This window comes from Mycobacteroides sp. PCS013 (assembly GCF_049532645.1).
GTDB lineage: Bacteria > Actinomycetota > Actinomycetes > Mycobacteriales > Mycobacteriaceae > Mycobacterium > Mycobacterium gwanakae.
Genome location: NZ_CP150131.1, coordinates 1,819,320 through 1,843,927, shown reverse-complemented (window position 1 = coordinate 1,843,927; position 24,608 = coordinate 1,819,320). Strand labels below are relative to the sequence as shown.

26 protein-coding genes are annotated in these 24,608 nt (G+C 64.5%); 15 read left to right on the top strand and 11 right to left on the bottom strand.

Annotation, left to right across the window (positions count from 1 at the left end; genetic code table 11):
- The first annotated feature begins 4 nt into the window (after positions 1-4).
- On the top strand, positions 5-916 hold the full coding sequence (locus RHO23_RS08995) for an oxygenase MpaB family protein (RefSeq protein WP_064408956.1): 912 nt from the start codon (positions 5-7) through the stop codon (positions 914-916).
- Here the strand turns inward: RHO23_RS08995 and RHO23_RS08990 are convergent.
- The 6 genes from RHO23_RS08990 to mptB are packed head-to-tail and all read right to left on the bottom strand — an operon-like array spanning position 878 to position 6,768.
- Complete coding sequence (locus tag RHO23_RS08990; protein WP_064408955.1) at positions 878-2,140, bottom strand: TetR/AcrR family transcriptional regulator; 1,263 nt, start codon at positions 2,138-2,140, stop codon at positions 878-880. The two genes, RHO23_RS08995 and RHO23_RS08990, sit on opposite strands and share 39 nt — an antisense overlap.
- Positions 2,141-2,199: 59 nt before the next feature.
- Entirely contained in the window at positions 2,200-2,643 is a 444-nt protein-coding gene (locus tag RHO23_RS08985; RefSeq protein WP_423488946.1) for a YybH family protein, read from the bottom strand.
- Between the two features lie 23 nt (positions 2,644-2,666).
- Entirely contained in the window at positions 2,667-3,326 is a 660-nt protein-coding gene (locus RHO23_RS08980; RefSeq protein ID WP_064408953.1) for a DUF899 domain-containing protein, read from the bottom strand.
- Between the two features lie 37 nt (positions 3,327-3,363).
- Positions 3,364-4,158, bottom strand: coding sequence for an ABC transporter permease (locus RHO23_RS08975; RefSeq protein WP_064408952.1), 795 nt, complete (start codon positions 4,156-4,158; stop codon positions 3,364-3,366).
- Positions 4,155-5,054, bottom strand: coding sequence for an ABC transporter ATP-binding protein (locus RHO23_RS08970; protein WP_064408951.1), 900 nt, complete (start codon positions 5,052-5,054; stop codon positions 4,155-4,157). Before RHO23_RS08970 ends, RHO23_RS08975 begins: the two co-directional genes overlap by 4 nt.
- Complete coding sequence (gene mptB, locus RHO23_RS08965; protein ID WP_064410325.1) at positions 4,996-6,768, bottom strand: polyprenol phosphomannose-dependent alpha 1,6 mannosyltransferase MptB; 1,773 nt, start codon at positions 6,766-6,768, stop codon at positions 4,996-4,998. Before mptB ends, RHO23_RS08970 begins: the two co-directional genes overlap by 59 nt.
- 133 nt (positions 6,769-6,901) lie before the next feature.
- Here mptB and RHO23_RS08960 point away from each other — a divergent pair, with 133 nt between their 5' ends.
- Genes RHO23_RS08960 through RHO23_RS08930 form a run of 7 tightly spaced genes read left to right on the top strand, consistent with a single transcriptional unit; the run spans position 6,902 to position 13,173 of the window.
- Positions 6,902-7,684, top strand: coding sequence for a helix-turn-helix transcriptional regulator (locus RHO23_RS08960; RefSeq protein WP_044103926.1), 783 nt, complete (start codon positions 6,902-6,904; stop codon positions 7,682-7,684).
- Positions 7,681-9,108, top strand: a complete 1,428-nt coding sequence (gene sufB, locus RHO23_RS08955; RefSeq protein WP_030093470.1) for a Fe-S cluster assembly protein SufB — start codon at positions 7,681-7,683, stop codon at positions 9,106-9,108. The genes RHO23_RS08960 and sufB overlap by 4 nt, the downstream gene beginning before the upstream one ends.
- Before the next feature lie 3 nt (positions 9,109-9,111).
- The gene (sufD, locus tag RHO23_RS08950; RefSeq protein WP_057969089.1) at positions 9,112-10,278 is read left to right on the top strand and encodes a Fe-S cluster assembly protein SufD; all 1,167 of its coding nucleotides are present in this window, start codon (positions 9,112-9,114) and stop codon (positions 10,276-10,278) included.
- 15 nt (positions 10,279-10,293) lie between these two features.
- A complete protein-coding gene (sufC, locus tag RHO23_RS08945) occupies positions 10,294-11,082 on the top strand; it encodes a Fe-S cluster assembly ATPase SufC (RefSeq protein WP_030093468.1) in 789 nt (262 codons plus the stop codon).
- Positions 11,083-11,084: 2 nt separating this feature from the next.
- Positions 11,085-12,368 carry a cysteine desulfurase gene (locus RHO23_RS08940; protein ID WP_064408950.1) on the top strand — a complete coding sequence of 428 codons (1,284 nt, stop codon included), beginning with the start codon at positions 11,085-11,087 and terminating at the stop codon, positions 12,366-12,368.
- Positions 12,365-12,832: a Fe-S cluster assembly sulfur transfer protein SufU gene (sufU, locus tag RHO23_RS08935; RefSeq protein ID WP_044103925.1), complete on the top strand. Its 468-nt coding sequence runs from the start codon at positions 12,365-12,367 to the stop codon at positions 12,830-12,832. Before RHO23_RS08940 ends, sufU begins: the two co-directional genes overlap by 4 nt.
- Positions 12,829-13,173, top strand: a complete 345-nt coding sequence (locus tag RHO23_RS08930; protein ID WP_030093465.1) for a metal-sulfur cluster assembly factor — start codon at positions 12,829-12,831, stop codon at positions 13,171-13,173. Before sufU ends, RHO23_RS08930 begins: the two co-directional genes overlap by 4 nt.
- On the opposite strand, the gene RHO23_RS08925 is transcribed toward RHO23_RS08930, so the two are convergent.
- Both RHO23_RS08925 and RHO23_RS08920 read right to left on the bottom strand, forming a co-directional pair.
- On the bottom strand, positions 13,170-13,937 hold the full coding sequence (locus tag RHO23_RS08925) for a DUF5666 domain-containing protein (RefSeq protein WP_064408949.1): 768 nt from the start codon (positions 13,935-13,937) through the stop codon (positions 13,170-13,172). The genes RHO23_RS08930 and RHO23_RS08925 overlap by 4 nt on opposite strands.
- 110 nt (positions 13,938-14,047) lie before the next feature.
- Entirely contained in the window at positions 14,048-14,809 is a 762-nt protein-coding gene (locus RHO23_RS08920) for a DUF5666 domain-containing protein (protein WP_227457764.1), read from the bottom strand.
- Positions 14,810-14,861: 52 nt separating this feature from the next.
- Between RHO23_RS08920 and RHO23_RS08915 the strand changes: the two genes are divergently transcribed.
- The 7 genes from RHO23_RS08915 (at position 14,862) to RHO23_RS08885 (ending at position 20,574) form a co-directional block, all read left to right on the top strand.
- Positions 14,862-15,989, top strand: coding sequence for an NADH:flavin oxidoreductase (locus RHO23_RS08915; RefSeq protein ID WP_064408948.1), 1,128 nt, complete (start codon positions 14,862-14,864; stop codon positions 15,987-15,989).
- A 43-nt stretch (positions 15,990-16,032) separates the two neighbouring features.
- Positions 16,033-16,386, top strand: a complete 354-nt coding sequence (trxA, locus tag RHO23_RS08910) for a thioredoxin (RefSeq protein ID WP_030093461.1) — start codon at positions 16,033-16,035, stop codon at positions 16,384-16,386.
- Positions 16,387-16,452: 66 nt separating this feature from the next.
- Positions 16,453-17,262 carry an enoyl-CoA hydratase gene (locus tag RHO23_RS08905; RefSeq protein WP_064408947.1) on the top strand — a complete coding sequence of 270 codons (810 nt, stop codon included), beginning with the start codon at positions 16,453-16,455 and terminating at the stop codon, positions 17,260-17,262.
- Between the two features lie 37 nt (positions 17,263-17,299).
- Entirely contained in the window at positions 17,300-18,928 is a 1,629-nt protein-coding gene (locus tag RHO23_RS08900) for an ABC-F family ATP-binding cassette domain-containing protein (protein ID WP_030093459.1), read from the top strand.
- 118 nt (positions 18,929-19,046) lie between these two features.
- Positions 19,047-19,229 (top strand): helix-turn-helix domain-containing protein, encoded by a 183-nt coding sequence (locus tag RHO23_RS08895; protein ID WP_423488945.1) that lies wholly within the window; start codon positions 19,047-19,049, stop codon positions 19,227-19,229.
- A 64-nt stretch (positions 19,230-19,293) separates the two neighbouring features.
- Complete coding sequence (locus tag RHO23_RS08890) at positions 19,294-19,926, top strand: AMIN-like domain-containing (lipo)protein (protein ID WP_064408946.1); 633 nt, start codon at positions 19,294-19,296, stop codon at positions 19,924-19,926.
- Positions 19,927-20,004: 78 nt separating this feature from the next.
- Positions 20,005-20,574 (top strand): hypothetical protein, encoded by a 570-nt coding sequence (locus tag RHO23_RS08885; protein ID WP_064408945.1) that lies wholly within the window; start codon positions 20,005-20,007, stop codon positions 20,572-20,574.
- On the opposite strand, the gene RHO23_RS08880 is transcribed toward RHO23_RS08885, so the two are convergent.
- From RHO23_RS08880 to acnA, 3 genes are read right to left on the bottom strand one after another with little or no spacing between them, the layout of a single operon-like run.
- On the bottom strand, positions 20,571-21,101 hold the full coding sequence (locus RHO23_RS08880) for a DinB family protein (RefSeq protein WP_070941059.1): 531 nt from the start codon (positions 21,099-21,101) through the stop codon (positions 20,571-20,573). The genes RHO23_RS08885 and RHO23_RS08880 overlap by 4 nt on opposite strands.
- Complete coding sequence (locus RHO23_RS08875) at positions 21,085-21,657, bottom strand: TetR/AcrR family transcriptional regulator (RefSeq protein WP_070941058.1); 573 nt, start codon at positions 21,655-21,657, stop codon at positions 21,085-21,087. The genes RHO23_RS08880 and RHO23_RS08875 overlap by 17 nt, the downstream gene beginning before the upstream one ends.
- Before the next feature lie 16 nt (positions 21,658-21,673).
- On the bottom strand, positions 21,674-24,463 hold the full coding sequence (gene acnA / locus RHO23_RS08870; protein ID WP_064410324.1) for an aconitate hydratase AcnA: 2,790 nt from the start codon (positions 24,461-24,463) through the stop codon (positions 21,674-21,676).
- Positions 24,464-24,608: the final 145 nt, after the last annotated feature.

The following is a 24,608-nucleotide window of genomic DNA, read 5'->3' as shown; positions in this document are numbered from 1 at the left end:
AACCATGCCAATGCAATACGTCCAGATAGACCCTGCGGTCAGGCCTCGCCTCACCACCGATCAGACACGGATACGGATCACTCAATACACCCCGCGCTGGGTGCGAAAGAAGAAGGTCGACCCCACGCAGGCACTCGATTTCTGGTCGGCGGCCGGGGCTGCCGCGAACGTGGTCATGCAGATGTGCTGGCCGGAAGTGGGGTACGGCGTCGCCGAAAGTAGGGTCGAGTCCGGCAGTCTCATGAAGCACCCATGGAAGCGTCTGCGTACCACGGCGCAATATCTCGCCGTCGCTGTCCTGGGGAGCCAAGAGGAGCGAAACGCGTACCGCGATGCCGTCAACGTCGCTCATCGGCAGGTGCGATCGACCGAACACAGCCCGGTGGACTACAACGCGTTCAACCGAGAGTTGCAGCTGTGGGTGGCGGCGTGCCTGTTCATCTTCTACGAGGACACCTACCAACTGCTGCACGGCAAGATGACCGACGAGCAAGCCGAGTACTTCTTCCAGAAGGCGATGCCTATCGGGACGACTTTGCAGGTGACAGAGGACCAATGGCCTTCGACCAGAGCAGATTTCGATACCTATTGGAACATCGCATGTGAACGCGTCGCGCTGGACGGGTACATTCGCGACTACGCGATGAAGCTGATCGACCTGCGCATGATCAACTGGCCCATGCGCAGGCTGCTGGCGCCACTGTTGCGCTTCCTGACCATAGGATTTCTCGCGCCGGTCTTCCGCGAGCAGATCGGCCTGGAATGGACGGACGACGACAGGCGGCGGTTCGAGCATCTGTTTCTGTTCGTCTCATTTGTGAACCGCTTCATCCCGCGATATCTGCGAAACATGAACTACAGCTTGCTCATGCGCGATCTACGTTGGAGATTGCGCACCGGCAGGCCGCTCATCTGAGCTCACCGGGATGGGTCTGCCGAGGAGTGCAGCCTCCATGAGACACCGGACGCTGGCCTGCGCGTGCTCGGTGTTGTCGTACTGAACCAGCCGCCCCAGGTCCACGACGAGCGTGAAGCCGGCGTGGACCGCGAACCGTGCATGCCCGGGGGAGATCTCGGGCCGCGCGGACAACAAAAGCTTGGTCCAGGATTCGACCGTGGAGCGCTGAACATGGTGCAGGATCGCCTGGTCTGCCGCGGGGAGATTGATGCGTTCGGTGTAGTAGACGTATCCGAGTTCTGGCCGTTCGAACGAACGTGCCACGTATCCCGCGACGAGCCTCTCCAATGCGGCCTCTGGCACTGTCGTCTCGAATAGCGCCCGGGAGACATCGCCGGAAATCCGGTCTGCCGCACGACGAAACGAGGCGGCGAGCATATCTGCCTTGCTGGGGAAGTAGCGATAGATGCCGGACACCGGAATTCCGATGGCCGTCGCGATGTCTTCCATGCTGGTTTCGCGGTAGCCGTTTACGTTGAAGAGCCGCATCGATTCATGCAGCAACATCTCGTAGGGGCCCGCATCAACCGTCACCGGTGGCGCTGAGGGCAGGATCTTGTGGTGAGGCGGTGGTGTGGGCAGCTCCGCGTACAGCACCGCCTCGGCGAGTTCGGCAAGGACAGTACGGATTTCTGGGATGGGCAGTGCAGCGCGATGATCGGTGATGCTGCCGATGACGCTCAAAGCTGCCGACGACAGCGTCCAGCGCTCATGAGATGTCAACGCGGGCCGTATGGATTCGAGCGGCTTCTGTATGCGCCGATTGACGAGTTTGATCTGATTGGCGAGTTCGACCTGGTCGTCGTCCTTGAGATACCTTGCCTCCCAGCGGAAAAGGCCTCCGGCCGTGCGGTGGGCAATCGTAGTCTCGATGAGTCCGTCCATCAAGGCGCGCAGTGTCTCTCGCGGATCGGCATCAGCTTCGTGGAGAGGGTCGGTGGCGTCGACAAGGCAATGCCCCAGTCCCAGCACCGCGTCACGAAACAAGTCGTATTTGCTTGCGGAGTGCCGATAGAGCGCCGGCGCCGAGATGCCCACGCGCGATGCGATTTCCTCCATGCTGACTGCGTGATAACCGGATTCACTGAAGGCGTCGGATGACGCCTTAGCGATCTGGACCTTCCGATCCTTGGGGCGGCGCCGCACCGACTTGGCGGGCTGCGGCCGGCGGGAGGCGGACATGGGTTCTACGGTAGCGGAGGGTAAGCGAGTCGATGGGCAACAGTGCGGAAATGGACCGACTAACCGAGTTTGCGGCTGATTCGCGGAAGTACGTAGTTGGAGTACGAGTACTTGCCGGTGACCTTGCCGTGCGCGTCAAAGTGAAAGACATCTAAGCCTTCCCAGCCAAATCGTGGGTAGACAACGGCCACCAGGCGGGTCGCCAACCCAAGCAGTGGTGCGGGAGACCGGCGCCCACGGATGTCATGTCGGCAGGTCCATCGGATGGTGACCTTGCGGGCGGCCGCGTCGATGATCCGGTCGTGCTCCTCGAATGTCATCGCGCCATAGGCGCCCCGGAACTGGGGTTCGAATTCACGGCGAATAGCGGTGAGACCCACGTGGCGGGATCCATCCCCTGGAAGGTATTCGGCGTCCTCGGCGAAATGTTCCATCACCAGGTCGAGATCGTTGGTGTTGAAGGCAGCCACGAAGCGATCCAGGGCTGCTGCGATATCTGCCATGGGGGGAGCGTACGGGGTCTTTGCTAGTACTCGTCGTGCAAGCGCCACCACTGATAGGGCGGCGTCTGCGGCCAGCCATCGGGGGAATCCTCCCAATCTTCTTGACGGCCATAGGGTGTGAGGTCGAGCAGCGTGAAGTCCAGGCGCATCTTGTCCCCGCCCCGGCCCGTACTGAAGTAGGTTTGATACACAGTGTTGTCGTCGCGCAGAAACACGCTGATGCCGAATCCGCTCCCGGCGCCGCAATCCTCGGCGAAGGTCGTCTCGCGGGACGAGACGAACGGGAACGTCCACTGCATGCGGTGCTTGAGGGCGTCGATCTGTGCATACGGCATGGTGGACACCACCGCGAAGGTGGTACTGCGGGCGTTCAGATGCTCGTGCCTGCCGATGTTGTCGCATACCGAGGCGCACCCGGAGCAGACGTCATCGGCACCGTTGTCCATGAACTGGTAGACGATGAGCTGGTCGCGCCCGTCGAACAGATCCGGTAGTGACAGCCCGCCGCCGGGGCCGGTGAACGTGTAACCGCCGGGCATCGCGACCATCGGCATCCGGCGGCGCCGAGCGGCCAGATCATCGAGGGCTCGCGTTGTGGCCTTCTCGTGGACCAACAGCTCGGCGCTCGCTTCGAGCCATTCGTTGCGGGAAACAATCGGAGGCAAGGGCTTGGCATGGGACATACCGGTATAGACCGGTGGCAAGCCCCGATCTCATCGGTCAGGTGAATCGGAACCAGCGCAGCGCACCGTATCCGGCGAGCGAGCCCCACACCGCGAGCACGGCGATCGCGAACCAGTCCACTGAAAGCGTCATTGCGGCAGCCAGTGCCTCCGAGAGCGCACCCGAGGGAGACAGCCGAGCCAAAAGCACCACGGCATGGGGGATTGCGTCGGTAGTGCGGCCGTCTTCCAGGGTCAACGCCCCGAGCCCAGCGAAGATGAACCACAGCAGATTCGCCAGGGCGAGCACGATTTCCGCGCGCAGTGTGCCGCCGAGTAGCAGTCCCATCGCCGCGAAGGTCGCGGTTCCGAGGGCGATGACCACCGCGCCGAGGAGCAGTCCGACCGGATGCGGGCGCCAGCCCAGCGTGGCACCGATGGCGCCTATGACAGCGGCCTGCAAGACCACCACCGTCACCACGGCCAGCGCCTTGCCGGCGATGATGCCCCACACCGGTAATGCGGTGGCACCCAGGCGTTTCAGAGCGCCATACCGGCGATCGAACCCGACGGCGATGGCCTGCCCGGTAAAGGCGGTGGAGATGACGGCCAGCGCCATGATGGCGGGCACGAAGATGTCGGTACGCGAGCCGGGGAATTGGCCCAGCGGCAGCAAGGTCAGCCCGATGAGCAGCGTGATCGGGATGAACATGGTCAGCAGCAACTGCTCGCCGTTGCGCAGCAATAGCTTGAGCTCCAGCCAGAACTGTGCGAAGAGCATGGTGTGCACTGCGCTGGCACGCGGATCCGGCGTGAACGTTCCCGGGTCGAAACGGGGTGTGGTGTCGGTCATCGCAATTCCCTGCCGGTCAATTCCAGGAACACATCCTCAAGACTGCGTTTCTCCACGCGCAGGTCGGTGGTCAACACGTCCATGCGGGCGCACCAGGCGGTCACCGTCGCCAGTACCTGCGGATCGACCACGCCCTCGACGCGATACTCGCCGGGCGTGACCTCGGCCGCCTTGTATCCCTCCGGCAGCGCCGAGGTGAGCAGGGTCAAGTCCAGCCGTGGTGGCGCCGAGAAGCGCAGCTGGTTCTCGGCACCGGTCTGCATCAGCTCCGACGGTGTACCGGCCGCCACCACGGCACCGTGATCGATGATCATGAGCTGGTCGGCCAGTTCCTCGGCCTCCTTCATGTGATGCGTGGTCAGCACCACCGACACGCCGTCACGACGCAGGCAGTCGATGAGTTCCCACACCACCAACCTGGCATGGGCATCCATACCGGCTGTTGGCTCGTCGAGGAAGACCAGTTCGGGCCGGCCCACCAGCGCGCACGCCAGCGCGAGGCGCTGCTGCTGTCCTCCGGACAGCCGCCGATACGGAGTGCGGGCGGCATCGGTCAACCCCAGCGTGTCCAGAAGCCATTGCGGGTCAAGGGGATTGGCTGAATATGAGGCGACAAGGCCGAGCATTTCGCTGGCCCGGGCGGTGGGGTAGGCACCGCCGCCCTGCAGCATGACGCCGATACGCGCGCGTACCGCCGAGTTCTTCGCGACCGGATCCATACCCAGCACCTCAACGGTGCCCTCGTCGGGATGCAGGAAGCCCTCGCACAATTCGACGGTCGTTGTCTTGCCGGCGCCGTTGGGGCCGAGCAGTGCAAAGACCTGCGCCCGCTCTACCTCAAGGTTGAGGCTGTGGAGTGCTGTCGTTGTCCCGTATCGCTTCGTCACCGACCGCATCCGCACCGGCGGTGCCGTCTTTGTCGGTGGTTGCGTCACGGTCAGTCAGCGTAAGCGGCGCGTGTTTGTCACCGTTAGGCAGCCGACGCCACGGCAGATAGTCGTGCGTGATAGCGATGAGCAGTAGCGCGATGATCGCGCTCGCCACGGTGGCGTCGATGATCTGGAACAGCGCGAATCTGTCACCGTTGGCGGTGGGCCCGAAAATGCCTACGAGCAGCGTGATGCCGATGGCGGTCCCGCGGAACGCGGGGCGGGTGGCCCACGCGGCCAGCGGAATGATCGCCCACAGCAGGTACCAGGGCTGGACGACCGGAAACAGCAACACGGTGATGCCCAGCGCGACACCAAGCCCTCCGACAGGGTGCAGGCGCCCGCGCAGCACCGCGAGTAGCAGCCATGACACCGCGATACCGATGATGCCGATACCGATTCCGCGGGTCAGGGACAAGATCGCGGTGGTGTGATCACCCAGGCCGAGCAGGATGCCGACTTGCCCGGTGCCCAGCGCGACGAGCGTGGGCGGAGACATCCAGCTGCGGACGGCATTGGCGGTGCCGAGTGTGAACACCCAGCCGAACCCGAGTCCGCTGGCGAATCCGATGAGAACCGTGCAGGCGCCGGTGATGGTGCCCAGTAATGCTCCGGCCTGGAAGAGCCCGCGCACGCCGCCGCCCCACCGGCGCGCCAGCGCCATGCCAACGAATCCCAGCGCTAACAGCGAAGGCAGCTTGACCTGCGATGACGCGGTAATCAGCACCGTGCCGGCCAGCAGATTGGCCAGCGGTACCCAGGTCGCCCATGCGGCACGCACCCCGATGAGGGGGCGTGTCGAGTCGACACCGCGCATGGCCAGCTCGGTGCCGGCCAGCATCAGGCCCAGCATGAGCGCTTCATTGTGGATTCCGGCGACCAGATGCATCAGCAGCAGCGGATTCGCGGCGCCGAGCCACAGCGCGCTGACTTCTGCGACGCCGCAGCGCTGGGCCAAACGTGGTGTTGCCCAGATGATCAACAGCACACCGAGCAGTTCGACGATCCGATGGCACAGTGCTCCGGCGACGATGTCATCGCCGGTGAGCCGCGAGATGCCCTTGCCGATCCATAGAAACAAGGGACCGTAGGGGGCAGGTGTTTCTCGCCACATGCTGGGTACCGACAGCGTGAACACGTGATCCAGGCCGAGGGCGACCGCTGGTCCTTCGGTGTACGGATCCTTGCCCAGGCGCGCTATCTGGCTCTGGGCCAGGTACGAATACACGTCCTTGGAGTACATCGGCGGCGCGATGAGCAGCGGCAGAATCCAGAGCAGCAGCGTCCGGTCCAGCTGGCCGCGGGACATCCTGCGCACCGGGCCTCTGGTTCCATCCGGACGCCCGTCCGGACCTTTGTTGCGCAGGCTGCCGATAGCGAATCGACCCAGCATCAGCCAGGCCAGCGTCATCATCACCGCGCCGGTTGTCGTCATCGTCAGTGACACCGTTTGAATGCGCGAAGGCAGGTTGAGTAGCCGAACACCGAAGATCGGGTCTTGGATCACCGGACGCGCGCCGGCGCCGAGTGCGCCAATCGCCATAAGGGCGGTTCCCGTCGCGCCGAACAGCCGAGTTCGGTTCATGGCGGTGAGCTCGCGCTCATTGAGCGGGGCCGAGGAACGTTCGTCATCATGCAGATGCGACAGCGACGAACTCAGCCACTGACCACGTACCGACACGCGAGCAGCGTATCGGCCCGTCGTGCCGGCTCCGTGGAACCTGCCGGGCAGGGCCTGTCCGGCAGGCGCGGCGGCGATCAACATAGGTAACCCTTGCTAGACGTGGCATTCTGAATTGCGTCACACTGGTGTTGTGAAATTCGGCCAGCCCTCTGCGGTGGCGTCTGCTGCGGCGACGTCGCAGGTGCTGGACGCTGCCCCGGCCGTGTCTCATGACGGGCAGACACGGGTGGCCGTGGTGCGGCTGCTCATGGAGTCCGGGCCGGTCACCGCGGGTGAGATTGGCGAACGGCTTGGTCTTTCGCCCCAGGGTGTCCGCCGTCACCTCGACGCCTTGATTGAGGCCGGGGACGCCATCTCGAATCCGGCCGCCGCATGGCAGCACAACGGCAGAGGCCGCCCGGCCAAGCGGTTCCAGCTCACCGCGGACGGTCGCGCCAAGCTCAATCACGCCTACGACGACCTCGCGTCTGCCGCCATGCGTCAGCTGCGCGAGATCGGCGGCGACGATGCGGTGCGCGTGTTCGCGCGCCGTCGCATTGACTCGATCCTGAGCGATGTCGTCGCCGGTGGACCGTTTCACGACACCGAGGCCACGGTGAATCAATTGGCCGCGGCCCTGACCAAGGCCGGGTACGCAGCCAGTACCCAGCGGGTCGGTGGAGCCGGCGGACCCTCCAGCGGTGTGCAGATATGTCAGCATCACTGCCCGGTATCGCACGTGGCCGCCGAGTTCCCCGAACTCTGTGAGGCGGAACAGCAGGCCTTCGCCGAGGTGTTGGGAACACATGTACAGCGGCTGGCCACCATCGCCAACGGTGACTGTGCCTGTACGACGCATATTCCGCTGCACGTATCGACAACTCTGGCGCCCAGCCCCGCGTCAGATACAACGACCAGTAAGGAGTCACAATGACCCTCGAGCGTGAGGTGCTGACCCAGGACGAGACGATCGCGTCACTGGGCAACTACGGCTATGGCTGGTCGGACTCCGATGCCGCGGGAGCTAGTGCGCAGCGCGGTCTGTCCGAGGCTGTGGTGCGTGACATCTCGGCGAAGAAGAGCGAGCCCGAGTGGATGCTCGATGTCCGCCTGAAGGCGCTGCGCACCTTCGACAAGAAGCCGATGCCCAACTGGGGATCGAACCTTGATGGCATCGATTTCGACAACATCAAGTATTTCGTGCGCTCCAGCGAGAAGCAGGCGGCCACCTGGGACGACCTGCCCGCTGACATCAAGAACACCTACGACCGCCTCGGCATCCCCGAAGCCGAGAAGCAGCGGCTGGTGTCCGGTGTCGCCGCACAGTACGAGTCGGAAGTCGTCTATCACTCGATCCGTGAGGACCTGGAGGCCCAGGGTGTGATCTTCCTGGACACCGACTCAGGCCTGCGTGAACACCCGGAGATCTTCAAGGAGTACTTCGGCAGCGTCATCCCGGCTGGGGACAACAAGTTCTCCGCGCTCAACACCGCCGTGTGGTCGGGTGGCTCGTTCATCTATGTGCCACCGGGCGTGAAGGTCGATATCCCGCTGCAGGCCTACTTCCGCATCAACACCGAGAACATGGGCCAGTTCGAGCGCACGCTGATCATCGTCGACGAAGGTGCCTATGTGCACTACGTCGAGGGATGTACCGCACCGATCTACAAGTCCGATTCGTTGCACTCGGCCGTGGTGGAGATCATCGTGAAGGCCGGTGGGCGTTGCCGCTACACGACCATCCAGAACTGGTCCAACAACGTGTTCAACCTGGTCACCAAGCGTGCCCGGGCTGAGGCGGGGGCCACCATGGAATGGGTCGACGGCAACATCGGCTCCAAGGTCACCATGAAGTACCCGGCCGTGTGGATGACCGGTGAGCACGCCAAGGGTGAGGTGCTCTCGGTGGCCTTCGCGGGCGAGGGACAACACCAGGACACCGGCGCCAAGATGCTGCACCTAGCGCCGAACACGTCGAGCAATATCGTCTCCAAGTCGGTGGCGCGCGGCGGTGGGCGGGCCTCCTATCGGGGCCTGGTCCAGGTGAACAAGGGGGCGTACGGCTCCCGTTCAACCGTCAAATGCGATGCGCTGCTGGTCGACTCGGTCAGCCGCAGCGACACCTACCCCTACGTCGACATCCGCGAAGACGATGTCACGATGGGGCATGAGGCAACCGTCTCGAAGGTCAGCGACGATCAGCTGTTCTATCTGATGAGCCGCGGCATGACCGAGGACGAGGCGATGGCCATGGTGGTGCGCGGATTCGTGGAGCCCATCGCCAAGGAACTGCCGATGGAGTACGCGCTTGAGCTCAACCGTCTCATCGAGCTGCAAATGGAAGGCGCGGTCGGTTAAGGCATGTCGAATCTCACTGAAGCCGTAGAGGGTACGGCTGTCAACAAGGGTGAGCTGTTCAGCTCCTACGACGTCAGCGCATTCGAAGTGCCCGGTGGCCGTGACGAGCTCTGGCGCTTCACCCCGTTGCGCCGGTTGCGTGGTCTGCACGACGGCAGCGCCACCGCGACCGCCGAGCCCACGGTGGCCGTCGCCGCTGTTGATGGGGTGACGGTCGAGACCGTGGACCGCGCCGATGAGCGGCTCGGCCGTGGCGGCGTCCCGTCGGATCGAGTTGCCGCACAGGCGTACTCGTCGTTTTCGAAGGCGACCGTCATTTCCGTCGGTAAGCAGGCGGTGGCCGCGGACCCGATTGAGATCACGGTGACCGGTCCCGGTGCCGGGCAGGTGGCGTACGGGCACACCCAGGTTCAGGCCGGCGAGCTTTCGGAATCGGTGGTGGTCATCGACTACCGGGGCAGCGGAACGTACGCCGAGAACGTCGAATTCGTGCTCGACGATGCCTCCCGGCTTACCGTCGTCTCGATCGCCGACTGGGCCGATGACGCGGTGCATGTCTGCGCACATCACGCCAAGCTCGGCAAGGACGCGGTACTACGCCACATCGCGGTCACCCTGGGCGGCGATCTGGTCCGTCTCACCGGCACCGTCCGGTTCGGGGCGCCGGGAGGTGACGCCGAGTTGCTCGGTCTCTACTACGCCGACGACGGCCAGTTCTTCGAGCACCGGCTGCTGGTGGATCACGCTCAGCCCAACTGCCGTTCCCATGTCACGTACAAGGGTGCGCTGCAGGGTGATCCGGCTTCCGATAAGCCCGACGCGCACACGGTCTGGATCGGTGACGTGCTCATCCGCGCCGAGGCCACCGGAACCGACACCTTCGAACTGAACCGCAACCTGATCCTCACCGACGGCGCCCGGGCCGACTCCGTGCCCAACCTCGAAATCGAGACCGGTGAGATCGCCGGGGCCGGGCACGCCAGTGCCACCGGGCGATTCGATGACGAGCAGCTGTTCTACCTGCGCTCGCGTGGTATCGCCGAGGAGGATGCGCGCCGACTGGTGGTGCGCGGCTTCTTCCAGGACATTATTGGCCGGATCGGGATCGAGTCAGTGCGCGACCGCCTCACCGCAGCCGTCGAAAACGAACTCGCCCAGACCAACTCGTAGATAGAAAGCAACTCAATGACCACTCTGGAAATCAAGGACCTGCACGTCAGCATCTCGCCCAACGAGGGCGAGGCCATCGAGATCCTCAAGGGCGTCAACCTGACGGTGAACTCGGGGGAGACCCATGCGGTCATGGGCCCCAACGGTTCCGGGAAGTCCACGCTGTCCTATGCCATCGCCGGACACCCCAAGTACGAGGTGACCTCGGGGTCCATCACCCTCGACGGGCAGGACGTACTGGAGTTGTCCGTCGACGAGCGCGCGCGTGCCGGTCTCTTCCTGGCGATGCAGTACCCGGTCGAGGTGCCGGGCGTCTCGATGTCGAACTTCCTGCGCACCGCCGCCACCGCCGTGCGTGGCGAGGCTCCGAAGCTGCGCCACTGGATCAAGGAAGTCAAGGAAGCGATGGGGGAGTTGGAGATCGACTCCGCCTTCGCCGAGCGCAGTGTGAACGAGGGCTTCTCGGGTGGCGAGAAGAAGCGCCACGAAATCCTGCAGCTGGGTCTGCTCAAGCCGAAGATCGCCATCCTGGATGAGACGGACTCCGGCCTTGATGTCGACGCCCTGCGGATTGTGTCCGAGGGCGTGAATCGCTACGCGGAGCGTGAGCACGGTGGCGTGCTGCTGATCACCCACTACACCCGGATTCTTCGTTACATCCAGCCACAGTTCGTGCATGTCTTCGTCGGCGGGCGCATCGTCGAGTCGGGCGGTCCTGAGCTGGCTGACGAGCTGGAGGAGAACGGCTACGTGCGCTTTGCCCCCGCAAGCGGGCGGGACCCCCACCAAGCGGTGGGAGCCTGACCGTGACGGCCACGGTGCCGCTGGACACCACCCGGATCTCGGAGATCAGAGAAGACTTCCCGATCCTGAGCCGGACGGTGCGTGGCGGTAAGCCGTTGGTGTACCTGGATTCCGGTGCGACCTCGCAGCGGCCCATCCAGGTTCTCGATGCCGAACGTGTCTTCCTCACCGAGCGCAACGCCGCGGTTCATCGCGGCGCGCATCAGCTGGCCGAAGAAGCCACCGATGCGTACGAGGGCGCGCGGAACACCATCGCTCGTTTCGTGGGTGTCGATGACGGTGAGATCGTCTTCACCAAGAACGCCACCGAATCGCTGAACCTGGTGGCGTACACCCTCGGTGACAGCCGGTTCGACCGTGCGGTGGGCCCGGGCGACGAGGTCGTCATCAGCGAGCTGGAGCACCACGCGAATCTGGTTCCCTGGCAGGAGCTCTGCCGCCGCACCGGGGCCACCTTGCGCTGGTACGGCGTCACCGATGACGGTCGCATCGATCTGGATTCACTCGAGCTCACGGGCGCCGTCAAGGTTGTCGCCTTCACGCACCAGTCCAACGTGACGGGTGCGGTGGCCCCCGTTGCCGAGTTGGTGCGCCGCGCTAAATCCGTTGGTGCTCTTGTCGTGTTGGACGCCTGCCAGTCCGTCCCGCATATGCCGGTGAACTTCCGTGAACTGGGTATCGACTACGCGGCATTCTCAGGCCACAAGATGCTCGGCCCCTCGGGTGTCGGAGTGCTGTACGGCCGTCGCGAACTGTTGGAAGCCATGCCTCCGTTCATCACGGGTGGCTCCATGATCGAGACGGTGACCATGGAGGTCAGCACCTACGCGCCGCCGCCGCAGCGATTCGAGGCCGGTGTGCCGATGACCTCGCAGGTGGTCGGCCTTGGCGCTGCCGTTGGCTACCTCAACGCCATTGGCATGGAAGCCGTTGCCGCGCATGAACATCAGCTGGTATCGGCCGCGCTGGCCGGGCTCGGAAGTGTCGAGGGCGTTCGCATCGTCGGTCCCACGGAGAACATCGACCGTGGTGGCGCGGTCTCCTTTGTGGTGGATGGAATCCACGCGCACGATTTGGGCCAGGTGCTCGACGACGAGGGTGTGGCGATACGGGTCGGGCATCACTGCGCCTGGCCGCTACATCGACGTTTCGGTATCGCGGCGAGCGCCCGGGCTTCCTTCGCGGTCTATAACACCCTGGACGAAGTCGACCGATTGGTGGCAGGAGTCCGTCGTGCGCAGGAGTTCTTCCTGGGCGAGCGGAGCGATGGGGGATCGTTCCTGTGAGGCTTGAGCAGATGTACCAGGAAGTCATCCTGGATCACTACAAGCATCCGCATCATCGCGGGCTGCGTGAGCCGTTCGCGGCCGAAGTGCACCACGTGAACCCGACCTGCGGCGACGAGGTGACCCTGCGAGTTACCTTGGATGACAACAGAATCGCCGATGTGTCCTATGACGGACAGGGCTGCTCGATCAGTCAGGCCGCGACCTCGGTCCTGACGGATCAGGTGATCGGGCTGACCGTGGATGAGGCACTCAAGACGGTGGCCTCGTTCAACGAGATGATTTCCTCACGCGGCACCATCGACGGGGACGAGGACGTCATCGGTGACGGAGTCGCGTTCGCGGGAGTTTCGCGGTACCCGGCCCGTGTGAAGTGCGCGCTCCTAGGATGGATGGCATTCAAAGACGCTCTCGTGCAGGCAGACGCCGCGACCAGCGGCACTACTGAGAAGGTGAAGCGATGACCGAAGTGTCAGCGGAAGTGAAGCTTCTCGAAGATCTCGAAGAGGCAATGCGTGATGTTGTTGACCCCGAGCTGGGAATCAACGTCGTAGATCTGGGACTTGTGTACGGGCTTAACGTCGAAGAGGGCGAGAGCGGCAAAGTCGCCATGATCGACATGACGCTCACCTCGGCGGCATGCCCGCTGACCGATGTCATCGAGGACCAGTCGCGTAATGCGCTTGTGGGCGCCGGACTGGTCAACGAGATCAAGATCAACTGGGTCTGGGTGCCGCCGTGGGGCCCGGACAAGATCACTGACGATGGTCGGGAGCAGCTCCGGGCCCTCGGCTTCACCGTCTAGTGCTGGTGGTGGCCTTCCTGGCCGCCTTCGCATGAGCCGTCCTTCGCGGCGCGAAGGGTGATCGTCGCGGCCTGAAGATTGCCCGAAGCGTCATCGGCGCCGTGTGCGGCGAGACACTTGCCTGCGGCGATCGCGCTCTGGGCCGCCGGAGCACGCTTGGCATAGGCGGTGTCGTTGTTGACAGTCACCGTCTCCGGGGTGGCGGCTCCGCCGTTCGGGTCGGTGGCGGACACGGTGATGGTGTTTCCGCTGACGGCGGAGACTGTCCCGCGAACAGCCTGATGCTCGGGGCGTTTCTCCGGTGTCGGGGCCGGGGAAGACTCGGGCGAACCCTTCTTGTGTGCTGGTGCGCAGTTGCCGTCCTCGGCAGGCCAGATCATCACCCGGCGGGCCGTTGGCGGGTTGGAGTCTTGTTGTGCCATCGCGGCGATACAGCTTCCGGTGGTGACGTCGGTCAATTGCGCGGAAGTGATCTCGGAGACTTTCGTGGATTGACTGAATCCGACGGTCGCGGTGCCGTCCTTCTTGGTCACCTGGATGGTGCTGCCCGAGACCGAGGCGATGAGTCCGGCTACATGGTCCTTCCCGTTGTGTTCACCGTGGGGTGCGGCCGAGGACGTAGCCGGTGCCGATGAATTCGTGGACGCGCCGTTGGTGTTTGTAGGCGTACCGCAGGCGGCCACCGAAAGCGCGGTGAGTCCGGCGAGTGCGAACAGTGCGCCGCGGGCGAGCCGTGGTGGGGCGGGTGTCTGGTGTGGGGACATCGGTGTTCTCCATGGTCGATGAATGGGACACCTCAGCGTGCTGGCGCGGGCTGAGGGTGCGCTCCGGCATGCGTGAGAAGTTGCTGTGTATCGCGGATGCCAGATCGGACCTATCGCGGGGCAGGTCCACATCGCCCGTCGGTCGCCGGGCCTAGGTCGATCTTGGTGGCCTGCAGCACTCCCTCGGCATCTTTGGTGCCGTGTGCGTCCGCGCATTTGCCGGCGATGATCGCGGTGGCCTCGGTGGGTTGCCGTTGGTCGTAACGGGTGTCGGCGGTCACCGTGACGTTGGTCTGAATCTCCGACGCCCCACTGGGATCGGTATTTGACACCACGATGGTGCTGCCATTGACCGACGCGACAGCACCCTGGACGCTGGGGCCGCCGAACGGGGGAGGTGAACCCCCGGGTGCGCCGCCCGGTGGTGGCCCCGGCGGTATGCCGGGAGGTGGTGCGCCGCCGGGTGGTGTCTCCAGCGCACATTTGTTGTCCTCGGCCGCGCTGATCAGCACCCGTTGCGCCGTGGCCTGTTCCGACTCATCTGCACCGGCTGTCGCCTGCACGCTGACACAGCTGCCCACGATCACATCGGACAGATCCGCGGGTTGCACCTCGGTGAGCTTGGTCATGGTGTTGAAGTCGATATCTATGCTGCCCACGGGGTTGGTCACCTGGACCGTGTGCCCCGACACCGAGGAGATCAATCCGCCGGCCCTGTCGTGCCCACCCGCGTGCCGTATGACGGTGGTCGAGGCAGGGCCCGCGGACGGCTGGGCTGGCTTATCCGCGGAGCCACCGCACGCCGCGCTGGAGAACGCGACGACTCCGGCGATCACGAGCAACGTAGGCCGTGGCCGGAGATTTGGTGACATGGTTGACCACGTTATCCGGAATGGATCAGGTGTCGGCGTAGTTTGACACCTCGTGACCGACGTGAGACCAGACGTAGCGCCCCTTTTCGAACCGTTCACCGTGAAATCGCTGACCGCGCCCAATCGGTTCGCGATGGCGCCGATGACACGATCGGCTTCTCCCGGTGGTGTCCCGGGTGAGAACGTGGCTGCGTACTACCGCCGCCGCGCCGCGGGAGGTGTTGGGTTGATCATCACCGAGGGCGTCTTCATTCCCGACGATGCCGCGGGCGGTCAGGCCAGCGTTCCACGCCTGATCGGCGACGACGCACTGGCGGGATGGTCGGCGGTCACCGACGCCGTGCACGACGAGGGATCGGCGATCGCGGCCCAACTGTGGCACCAGGGTGTCGAGCGCGGCGCCGATCCGGAGTTCAATCCCCAGGTGGAGTCGGTAAGCCCGTCGGGCCTGGCCGGAGATGCTTCCCCGCTGGGCCGAGCGCTGCTGACCGGTGAACTTGCTCCGCTCGCAGAGCAGTACGCGACGGCGGCGCGCAACGCCAAGGCAGCCGGATTCGACGCCGTCGAACTACACGGTGCGCATGGCTACCTGCTCGACCAGTTCCTGTGGGAGCGCACCAACATTCGGGCCGACGGGTATGGCGGATCGATCGTCGATCGAGTGCGATTCCCGGTCGAGGTGGTGCGGGCCGTACGCGCGGCCGTCGGGCCCGATTTCCCTATCCTGTACCGGTTTTCACAGTGGAAGCAGGCCGACTACACAGCCACCCTGGTCGATAGCCCCGTAGAGCTGGAACGTCTGCTCGCGCCACTTGTCGAGGCAGGTGTGGACGTTTTCCACCCGTCCACACGTCGCCACTACGTACCGGCCTTCGCGGATCTGGCAGGGGCCGATGGAGCGCTGAGTCTTGCAGGCTGGACCAAACGTGTCACGGGCTTGCCGGCCATTGCCGTCGGCTCCGTGGGATTGCAGACGGAGTTCAAACCCACCGAGGTCCGGGATATCGAGCCCGCGCCCGTTGAGGCGGTGTTGCGACAGTTTGCCGACAACGAGTTCGACGTCATCGCGGTGGGCCGCGCGCTGTTGTCGGATCCCGACTGGGTGAACAAGCTGCGCACCGGCCGGCAGGACGAGTTCGTTGGATTCAACATCGGCAAGGCCCTGGCCGCGCTGTACTGAGGGCCCCTGGAACATCACGCACCCCGGCGACGTTGAGGACAACATGGCAACACGTGACATCACCGCTGACGCGTTCAACGACTTGGTCCACGACAATGACATCGTGCTCGTGGATTTCTGGGCGTCTTGGTGCGGGCCGTGCCGCCAGTTCGGGCCGGTGTTCGAGGCGTCTTCGGAGGAGAACCCCGACGTCGTCCACGCGAAGGTGGACACCGAGGCCGAGCAGGCGCTGGCCGCGGCGGCGAACATCCGGTCGATTCCCACGCTGATGGTGTTCAAGCAGGGCCAGCTGGTGTTCAATCAGGCCGGTGCGCTGCCCCCGGCATCGTTGGCCGACCTGGTGCAGAAGGTCCGCGATCTCGACGTTGAGGCCGCACTGCGCGAACAAGAGGCGTAGCGCGGCCCGCGCGGTACCGCGCGGAAACGATTTGGTGCAACCCGCCGCTGTCGGTTATATGGACGCATGAGTTTCGTGCTGGTCGACCGTCCGCGTCCGGATATTGCCTTGGTCACCCTGAACCGGCCGGAGCGGATGAACGCGATGGCGTTCGATGTGATGCTGCCCTTCAAGCAGACGCTCGTCGACATCAGTCATGACAACGATGTGCGGGCCGTCATCATCACCGGGGCCGGCAAGGGGTTTTGTTCGGGTGCCGATCAGAAATCTGCTGGGCCCATCCCGCATATCGGGGGATTGACCCAGCCGACGATCGCGCTGCGCTCCATGGAGCTCCTTGACGAGGTCATCCTCACGCTGCGCCGGATGCATCAGCCGGTGATCGCGGCCATCAACGGCGCCGCCATTGGCGGTGGCCTGTGCCTGGCGCTGGCTTGTGATGTCCGGGTTGCATCGGAGGCTGCCTACTTCCGGGCTGCCGGTATCAACAACGGGCTGACCGCCAGCGAGCTGGGCCTGAGTTATCTGCTGCCGCGTGCCATCGGCACCTCCCGCGCTTCGGACATCATGTTGACCGGCCGCGACGTCGACGCCGACGAGGCTGAACGCATCGGTTTGGTATCCCGCAAGGTGGCCTCGGAATCCCTGCTGGAAGAGTGTTACGCGATTGGAGAGCGCATCGCCGGGTTCTCCCGTCCAGGGATCGAATTGACCAAGCGCACCATTTGGAGTGGGCTGGACGCCGCTAGCCTGGAAAGTCACATGCACCAAGAGGGTCTGGGCCAGCTGTACGTCCGGCTGCTCACCGACAACTTCGAAGAAGCCACCGCCGCCCGTAAGGAGCAGCGTAAAGCGGCCTTTAGAGACAAGCGCTGACAGCGCGAGACGCTACACAGCATTCAAGGAGTAAGTAGTGATTACCGCGACGGACCTCGAGGTCCGCGCCGGCGCCCGCACGCTCGTCTACGCGCCGGGCCCCGCGTTACGCATCCAGCCCGGCGACCGCATCGGGCTGGTGGGCCGTAACGGGGCGGGCAAGACCACCTCGATGAGAATTTTGGCCGGCGAGGGTGAACCGTATGCCGGCTCGGTATCGCGTATCGGTGAAATAGGTTATCTGCCACAGGATCCCAAGGAAGGTAACTTGGATCTGCTGGCACGTGATCGGGTGCTTTCGGCGCGTGGCCTGGACACCATCATCAGCGATATGGAGAAGCAGCAGACGCTGATGGCCGAGCTGGCCGATGAGGCTCAGCGCGATAAGGCGGTTCGTCGCTACGGGCAGCTGGAGGAGCGCTTCTCCTCGCTGGGTGGGTATGTCGCCGAGAGTGAGGCGGCGCGCATCTGTTCGAGCCTCGGGTTGCCTGAGCGGGTGCTGATCCAGCCGCTGCGCACCCTTTCGGGCGGTCAGCGGCGCCGTGTGGAGTTGGCCCGGATTCTGTTCGGAGCGGCCGAGGGTGGCGCTGGATCGAACATGACGTTGCTGCTCGACGAGCCGACCAACCACCTCGATGCGGACTCGATCGGCTGGTTGCGCGGCTTCCTGCAAAACCACGAAGGCGGGCTCGTGGTCATCAGTCACAACGTCGAGCTGCTGGCCGATGTGGTGAACAAGGTGTGGTTCCTGGACGCGGTCCGTGGCGAGGTCGACGTCTACAACATGGGTTGGCAGAAGTACCTGGACGCACGGTCACTGGATGAACAACGGCGCCGGCGCGAGCGGGCCAATGCCGAGAAGAAGGCCTCGGCTCTGCGCACCCAGGCGGCCAAGATGGGCGCCAAGGCAACCAAAGCCGTTGCCGCACAGAACATGTTGCGCCGAGCCGAGAAGATGTTGTCCGGGCTCGACGAGGAGCGGGTGGCCGACAAGGTGGCCCGCATCAAGTTCCCGACGCCCGCCGCATGTGGCCGGGTGCCGCTGGTGGCCAAGGGACTGACCAAGAACTACGGATCTTTGGAGATCTTCACCGGGGTGGACCTTGCCATCGATCGCGGCTCGCGGGTCGTGGTTCTCGGACTCAACGGTGCGGGGAAGACGACGTTGTTGCGGTTGCTCGCGGGCGCCGAAACCGCCGACGCCGGCGCGCTGGAGCCCGGCCACGGCCTCAAGCTCGGATACTTCGCACAGGAGCACGACACCCTGGACGATCACGCGACGGTGTGGGAGAACATCCGCCACGCCGCTCCGGATACCGGGGAGCAGGAGCTGCGCGGGATCCTGGGTGCCTTCATGTTCAACGGCCCACAGTTGGAGCAGCCGGCGGGGACGTTGTCCGGCGGTGAGAAGACTCGCCTGGCCCTGGCCGGTCTGGTCGCGTCGACCGCGAATGTGTTGCTGCTCGATGAGCCGACCAACAACCTGGATCCCGCCTCGCGTGAACAGGTTCTAGACGCGCTGCGCAGTTACCTCGGCGCGGTCGTTCTTGTCACCCACGACCCGGGGGCCGCCGAGGCGCTAAATCCGCAACGTGTCGTGTTGTTGCCGGACGGCACCGAAGACTACTGGTCCGACGAGTACCGGGACCTCATCGAGCTGGCCTGACCATCCTCATTCGCCCTAGGCGTCTCATACACACGCGTGATCACATTTGCGCTATGGTGCAACCGGGTCGAGCAGCAGTCCACAGGGGCCGCGGCATGGAGTCGGGAGAGAGGTCGCGATGGCCAAAACGCGCGACGAGGAACGCGTCGAGATGAAGGCGGCATACGAGCAGGGTGCGAGTATCCGCACACTTGCTGCGGATGCCGGCCGATCGTATGGGTACGTGCATCGTGCCCTCGTGGAATCGGGTGTGGCGTTGCGTGGGCGCGGCGGCCCGAATCGGCGCGGCCGCAAGGTTTAACTGGCGTCCGACACGCAGTGTGCCCGTTGAGCTTTCGGGCGACAATTGTTGCTACCGTTATGCGATGCGAGGACATGGCGGTATCCGGAAAATCGGCGTGCTGGCGCTGGCGGCACTGACGGCATCCGGTTGCGCCGGTCAGGTGCGCCAGGTGGATGAGGCGGTTTCACCCGTGGCCACCACGACGGCGTTGCCGCAAACGTCGACACCCGCCCCGGAAACCTTCCGTGTCACGGCGTGCGAGACAGTCAGCGGTGGCGGCGGCAAGAACGTCGCCACCCAGCTGCGGGATGTGCGGGTGGGCAAGCAGGACGACTACGACAGGGTCACCTTCGAATTCGGGCCGGACGCCAAGAGCAAGGTGGCGCTGGATGAGCTGGTGGTTCCCAGGTACACGGTGGACAGTCCCACCAGCGTGTCCGCCGGCCCCAAGGGAGACAACGTCATCGTCGCCGGATCCGCCCTGCTCGGTGTGCTCTTCGACGGCGCGTCCGCGCACGAGACCGATAAGCCCGTCCGGTCTTATCCGGGGCCGAGTGAGATCAAGCCGAAGGACTTCCCGATCCTGGCAGAAGCCGAGCAAGGCGAGGACTTCGAGGGGAAGGTCCGGTGGGCGCTGGGCCTGAACAAACAGCGCTGCCCACAGGTGAGCACGCTCACGAATCCGCCTCGTCTCGTGGTCGATCTGCCGCACTAGCGCAGTTGTGACCGGGCACCACCGCTTGCGCCACGGTTAGCAACCCAGGACAATCCCCGCCCGAACGCCAGCGGTTCGGTGCGTGAGGCCGTACATTCGCTAACCATGTATCGATACCTGGTACCGGTTGTACTAGTAGTCGGCTCGCTCGTGGGTGTCCCGCAGGCGACAGCCGCGCCGGAGTGCCCGACGTTGACCGATGGTGGCGCCGAGAACTACGCCAACGTCCTGCACGATGTGCGCATCGAAACCCTTGACGACCTCGACAGGGTGACGTTCAGCTTCGGGCCCGACAAGCTGGCGCCGCCGACCGGGCCCGTTACGTACTGGCAGGCACCACCGTTCTCGGTAACCCCGGTGAGCGGCGGATACGCGGTGGCATTTCGGGGCGCCGCGGCACACGACACCGTGCTGGGAACGTGGGACCGCCCCGAGAACCAGCAGGTGAAGTCCTTTCCGCAGCCGAAGGATCTCGGCGCGCCCGCGGGCGCCCCGGTGGTTCGATCAGCTCGACTGCTGCAGGACCCGGACATCTTCAAAGACAAGAACGGCGTGATGGCCTGGAAGGTCGCTGCGCAGGCTTCGAAATGTCCGGTGGTGTACATCGCCGACACACCCGCGCGGGCCGTCATCGACTTCCCGCACTAGTCCGCCGGCAGGCGGGAAACGTCGTGCAGGTGATGCACCGGGTCGTGCACGAAATACAGACCCAGTGTCTCAACGGTGAAAACCGAACCGTTGCTTCGCCTTCCGCGGCGCATTAGCGAGCCCGAGGGCACCCCGGCGAAGGCGGCGGCGATGGCCTCGCCTGCGGTAGCAAGGTCCTTGGCCACCGTCTGCGGGTCCTGTTCGGCATACCTGTCTTCGATGGCCGTCTTGTCCTGATCCCAGTTCTCGAACAGCGGATCCTCCTCGGCGAGCATCAGCTGCAACCGGGTCAGGAAGATGCGGAACACGTCCCGGACGTGGGCGCCGTACTCCAGCGGCGACCAGGTCTGCTCATCGGGACGTCGGCGCACCTCTGGCTGGGACAACACCGGCTGCCACGCCGCCAGGTTTTCCCGCACGATATCGGGTATCTGGGTGAAAGATGTTGTGGCGGGATCAAATCCACACTCCCCGCAGCGATTCTCCAGGACCCAGGTCCAGTCCTTGGTATCAGAAGTGATCGGCACGGCGCACCGAGTCCTCGACGAGATCCAGGACGCGGCTGAGGCTTTCGGTGGACTCGCCGGCGGCCAGACGGGCCACCAGGCCATCGAGCACCAGATCCAGATACCCCAGGATCACCTCACTGGGCACGTCCTCGCGCAGTCGGCCGGCCTTCTTCTGGCGTTGCAGACGTGCCAGCGTGGCGGTGTTGAGCTCTTCGGATCGCTGGTTCCACCCCCGCCGGAATTCGGGGTCGTTGCGCAGCTTGCGGGCGATCTCCAAACGCGTGGCCAACCAATCGAACTGATTGGGGTCGGCCAGCATGTCGCGCATCACCTGCACCAGACCCTCGCGGCTGGCGACGTTCGCCATCCGTTCGGCGTCTTCGCGGGCCAGCGCGAAGAACAGCGTGTCCTTGTCGCGGAAATGGTGGAAAATCGCCCCCCGCGACATGCCGATGGTGTGTTCGAGGCGGCGCACGGTGGCACCGTCGTACCCGTACTCGGCAAAACAGCGCCGCGCGCCATCAAGGATCTGGCGGCGACGAGCCGCGAGGTGATCCTCGCTAACGCGCGGCACTGTTGTTCAGCCGTTTCTAGCCGGCCAGCATGTTCCGCAGCACGTACTGCAGGATGCCACCGTTGCGGTAGTAGTCGGCCTCACCGGGGGTGTCGATCCGGACAACCGCATCAAACTCGACCTTGGAGCCATCGCCCTTGGTCGCGGTCACGTGCACGGTCTTCGGTGTCGAGCCCTCGTTGAGCTTCTCGATACCGCTGATGTCGTAGGTCTCGGTGCCGTCGAGCTTGAGCGAGGCCGCCGATTCCCCGGCCGGGAACTGCAGCGGAATCACGCCCATACCAATCAGATTCGACCGGTGGATGCGCTCGAACGACTCGGTGATCACGGCCTTGACGCCCAGCAGACGGGTGCCCTTGGCGGCCCAGTCGCGTGAGGAACCGGAGCCATATTCCTTGCCGCCCAGCACCACCAGCGGGATGCCCGCCTTCTGGTAGTTCACCGAGGCGTCATAGATGAACGACTGCGGACCACCGTCCTGGGTGAAGTCGCGGGTGTAGCCGCCGGACACGTCGTCCAGGAGCTGGTTACGCAGGCGGATATTCGCGAACGTGCCGCGCACCATCACCTCGTGGTTACCGCGTCGCGAACCCAGCGAGTTGTAGTCCTTGCGGTCTACACCGTGCTCGTCGAGGTACTGCGCGGCCGGCGTGCCCGACTTGATCGAACCGGCCGGTGAGATGTGGTCGGTGGTCACCGAGTCGCCGAGCAGGGCCAGCACGCGCGCACCCTTGATATCGGTGACCGGCGTGGGCTCCAGCGGCATCCCGTCGAAGTAGGGCGCCTTGCGCACATAGGTGGATGTGTCGACCCACTCGAAGGTGTTGCCCTCAGGGGTGGGCAGACCGCGCCAGCGCTCGTCACCCTTGAAGACATCGGCGTAGGAGTTGGTGAACATCTCGCGGTTGATCGACGAGGCGATGGTCTCTTCGATCTCCGAGGCGCTGGGCCAGATGTCCTTCAGGTAGACGTCGTTGCCGTCGTGGTCCTGTCCCAGCGGGTCGGTGTCGAAGTCGAAGTCCATGGTGCCCGCGATGCCGTAGGCGATGACCAGTGGCGGGGAGGCCAGGTAGTTCATCTTGACGTCGGGGGAGATGCGGCCTTCGAAGTTGCGGTTACCCGAGAGGACGGCGGTGACCGACAGGTCGTTGTCGTTGATGGCCTTGGAAATCTCGTCGGGCAGCGGGCCGGTGTTACCGATGCACGTGGTGCAGCCGTAGCCGCCCAGGTAGTAACCGAGCTTCTCCAGGTAGGGCCACACGCCCGCCTTGTTGTAGTAATCGGTGACGACCTGCGAACCCGGTGCCATGTTGGTCTTGACCCACGGCTTGGTGGTCAGGCCCTTCTCGACGGCCTTCTTGGCCAGCAGCGCAGCGCCCAGCATGACCGAGGGGTTGGAGGTGTTGGTGCACGAGGTGATGCCCGCGACCACAACCGCGCCGTGATCCAGGACGAAGTTGCCGCGCTCGGCGGACTTCACGGTGACCGGCTTGGTGGGCCGGCCCTCGGCGCCGTTCGCGGCCGACGGCACGACGGCATCGTCTTCGGCGAAGGACAGCACTGCGGCATCACTTGCCGGGAACGACTCTTCAACGGCCTCATCGAGGTTTGTGTGAGGAGCGGGGTGGTTCTCTTCCACGTAGTTGTGGATGTCCTTGCGGAATGCGTTCTTTGCGTCGGACAGTTCGATGCGGTCCTGCGGGCGCTTGGGCCCGGAGATGGAGGGCACCACGGTGGCGAGGTCGAGTTCGAGGTACTCCGAGAAGGCCGGCTCGTGGTCGGCGTCGTGCCACATGCCCTGTTCCTTGGCGTACGCCTCGACCAGCGCGAGCTGCTGGTCATCGCGGCCGGTCAGGCGCAGGTAGTTGATGGTCTCCTCATCGATCGGGAAGATCGCTGCGGTAGAACCGAATTCGGGGCTCATGTTGCCCAGGGTGGCGCGGTTGGCCAGCGGCACCTCGGCTACGCCCTTGCCGTAGAACTCGACGAACTTGCCCACCACACCGTGCTTGCGCAGCATGTCGGTGACGGTCAGCACCACGTCGGTGGCGGTGACGCCCGGCTGGATCTCACCGGTGAGCTTGAATCCGACGACCCGGGGGATGAGCATCGAGACCGGCTGGCCGAGCATCGCGGCTTCGGCCTCGATACCACCGACACCCCAGCCGAGGACGCCGAGGCCGTTGACCATGGTGGTGTGCGAGTCGGTACCCACACAGGTGTCCGGGTAGGCCTGGCCGTTACGGGTGAAGATGGTGCGGGCCAGGTACTCGATGTTGACCTGGTGCACGATGCCGGTGCCCGGGGGGACAACCTTGAAATCATCGAAAGCGCCTTGGCCCCAACGCAAGAACTGGTAACGCTCGGCATTGCGCTCGTACTCGAGTTCGACGTTGCGCTCGAAGGCGTCGGCGGTGCCGAAGACGTCCAGGATCACGGAGTGGTCGATGACCATCTCGGCGGGGGAGAGCGGGTTCACCTTGTCGGGATCGCCGCCCAGTGCCGCCACCGCTTCACGCATGGTGGCCAGGTCGACCACACAGGGCACACCGGTGAAGTCCTGCATGACCACGCGTGCCGGGGTGAACTGGATCTCGACGCTCGGCTCGGCCGAGGGATCCCAGTTGGCCAGCGCCAGCACGTGTTCCTTGGTGATGTTCGCGCCGTCTTCGGTGCGTAACAGGTTCTCCGCCAACACCTTCAGGCTGTAAGGCAGTTTCTCGGTACCGGGCACGGCATTGAGGCGGAAGATCTCGTACGACTCATCGCCAACCTGCAGAGTGCCGCGCGCGCCGAAGGAATTCACCGATTCATTGCTAGTCACATCAGCTCCAGAGCTCGAAGGTCACCCGCCGGCGGGCTGTGCCAGGCGGGGTTCCGGAGGCGCCACCGCAGATGGCTGCCTTCCATCGCTAGTCTAACAGTACGCTTGTCCCGTAATAAGGGGGATG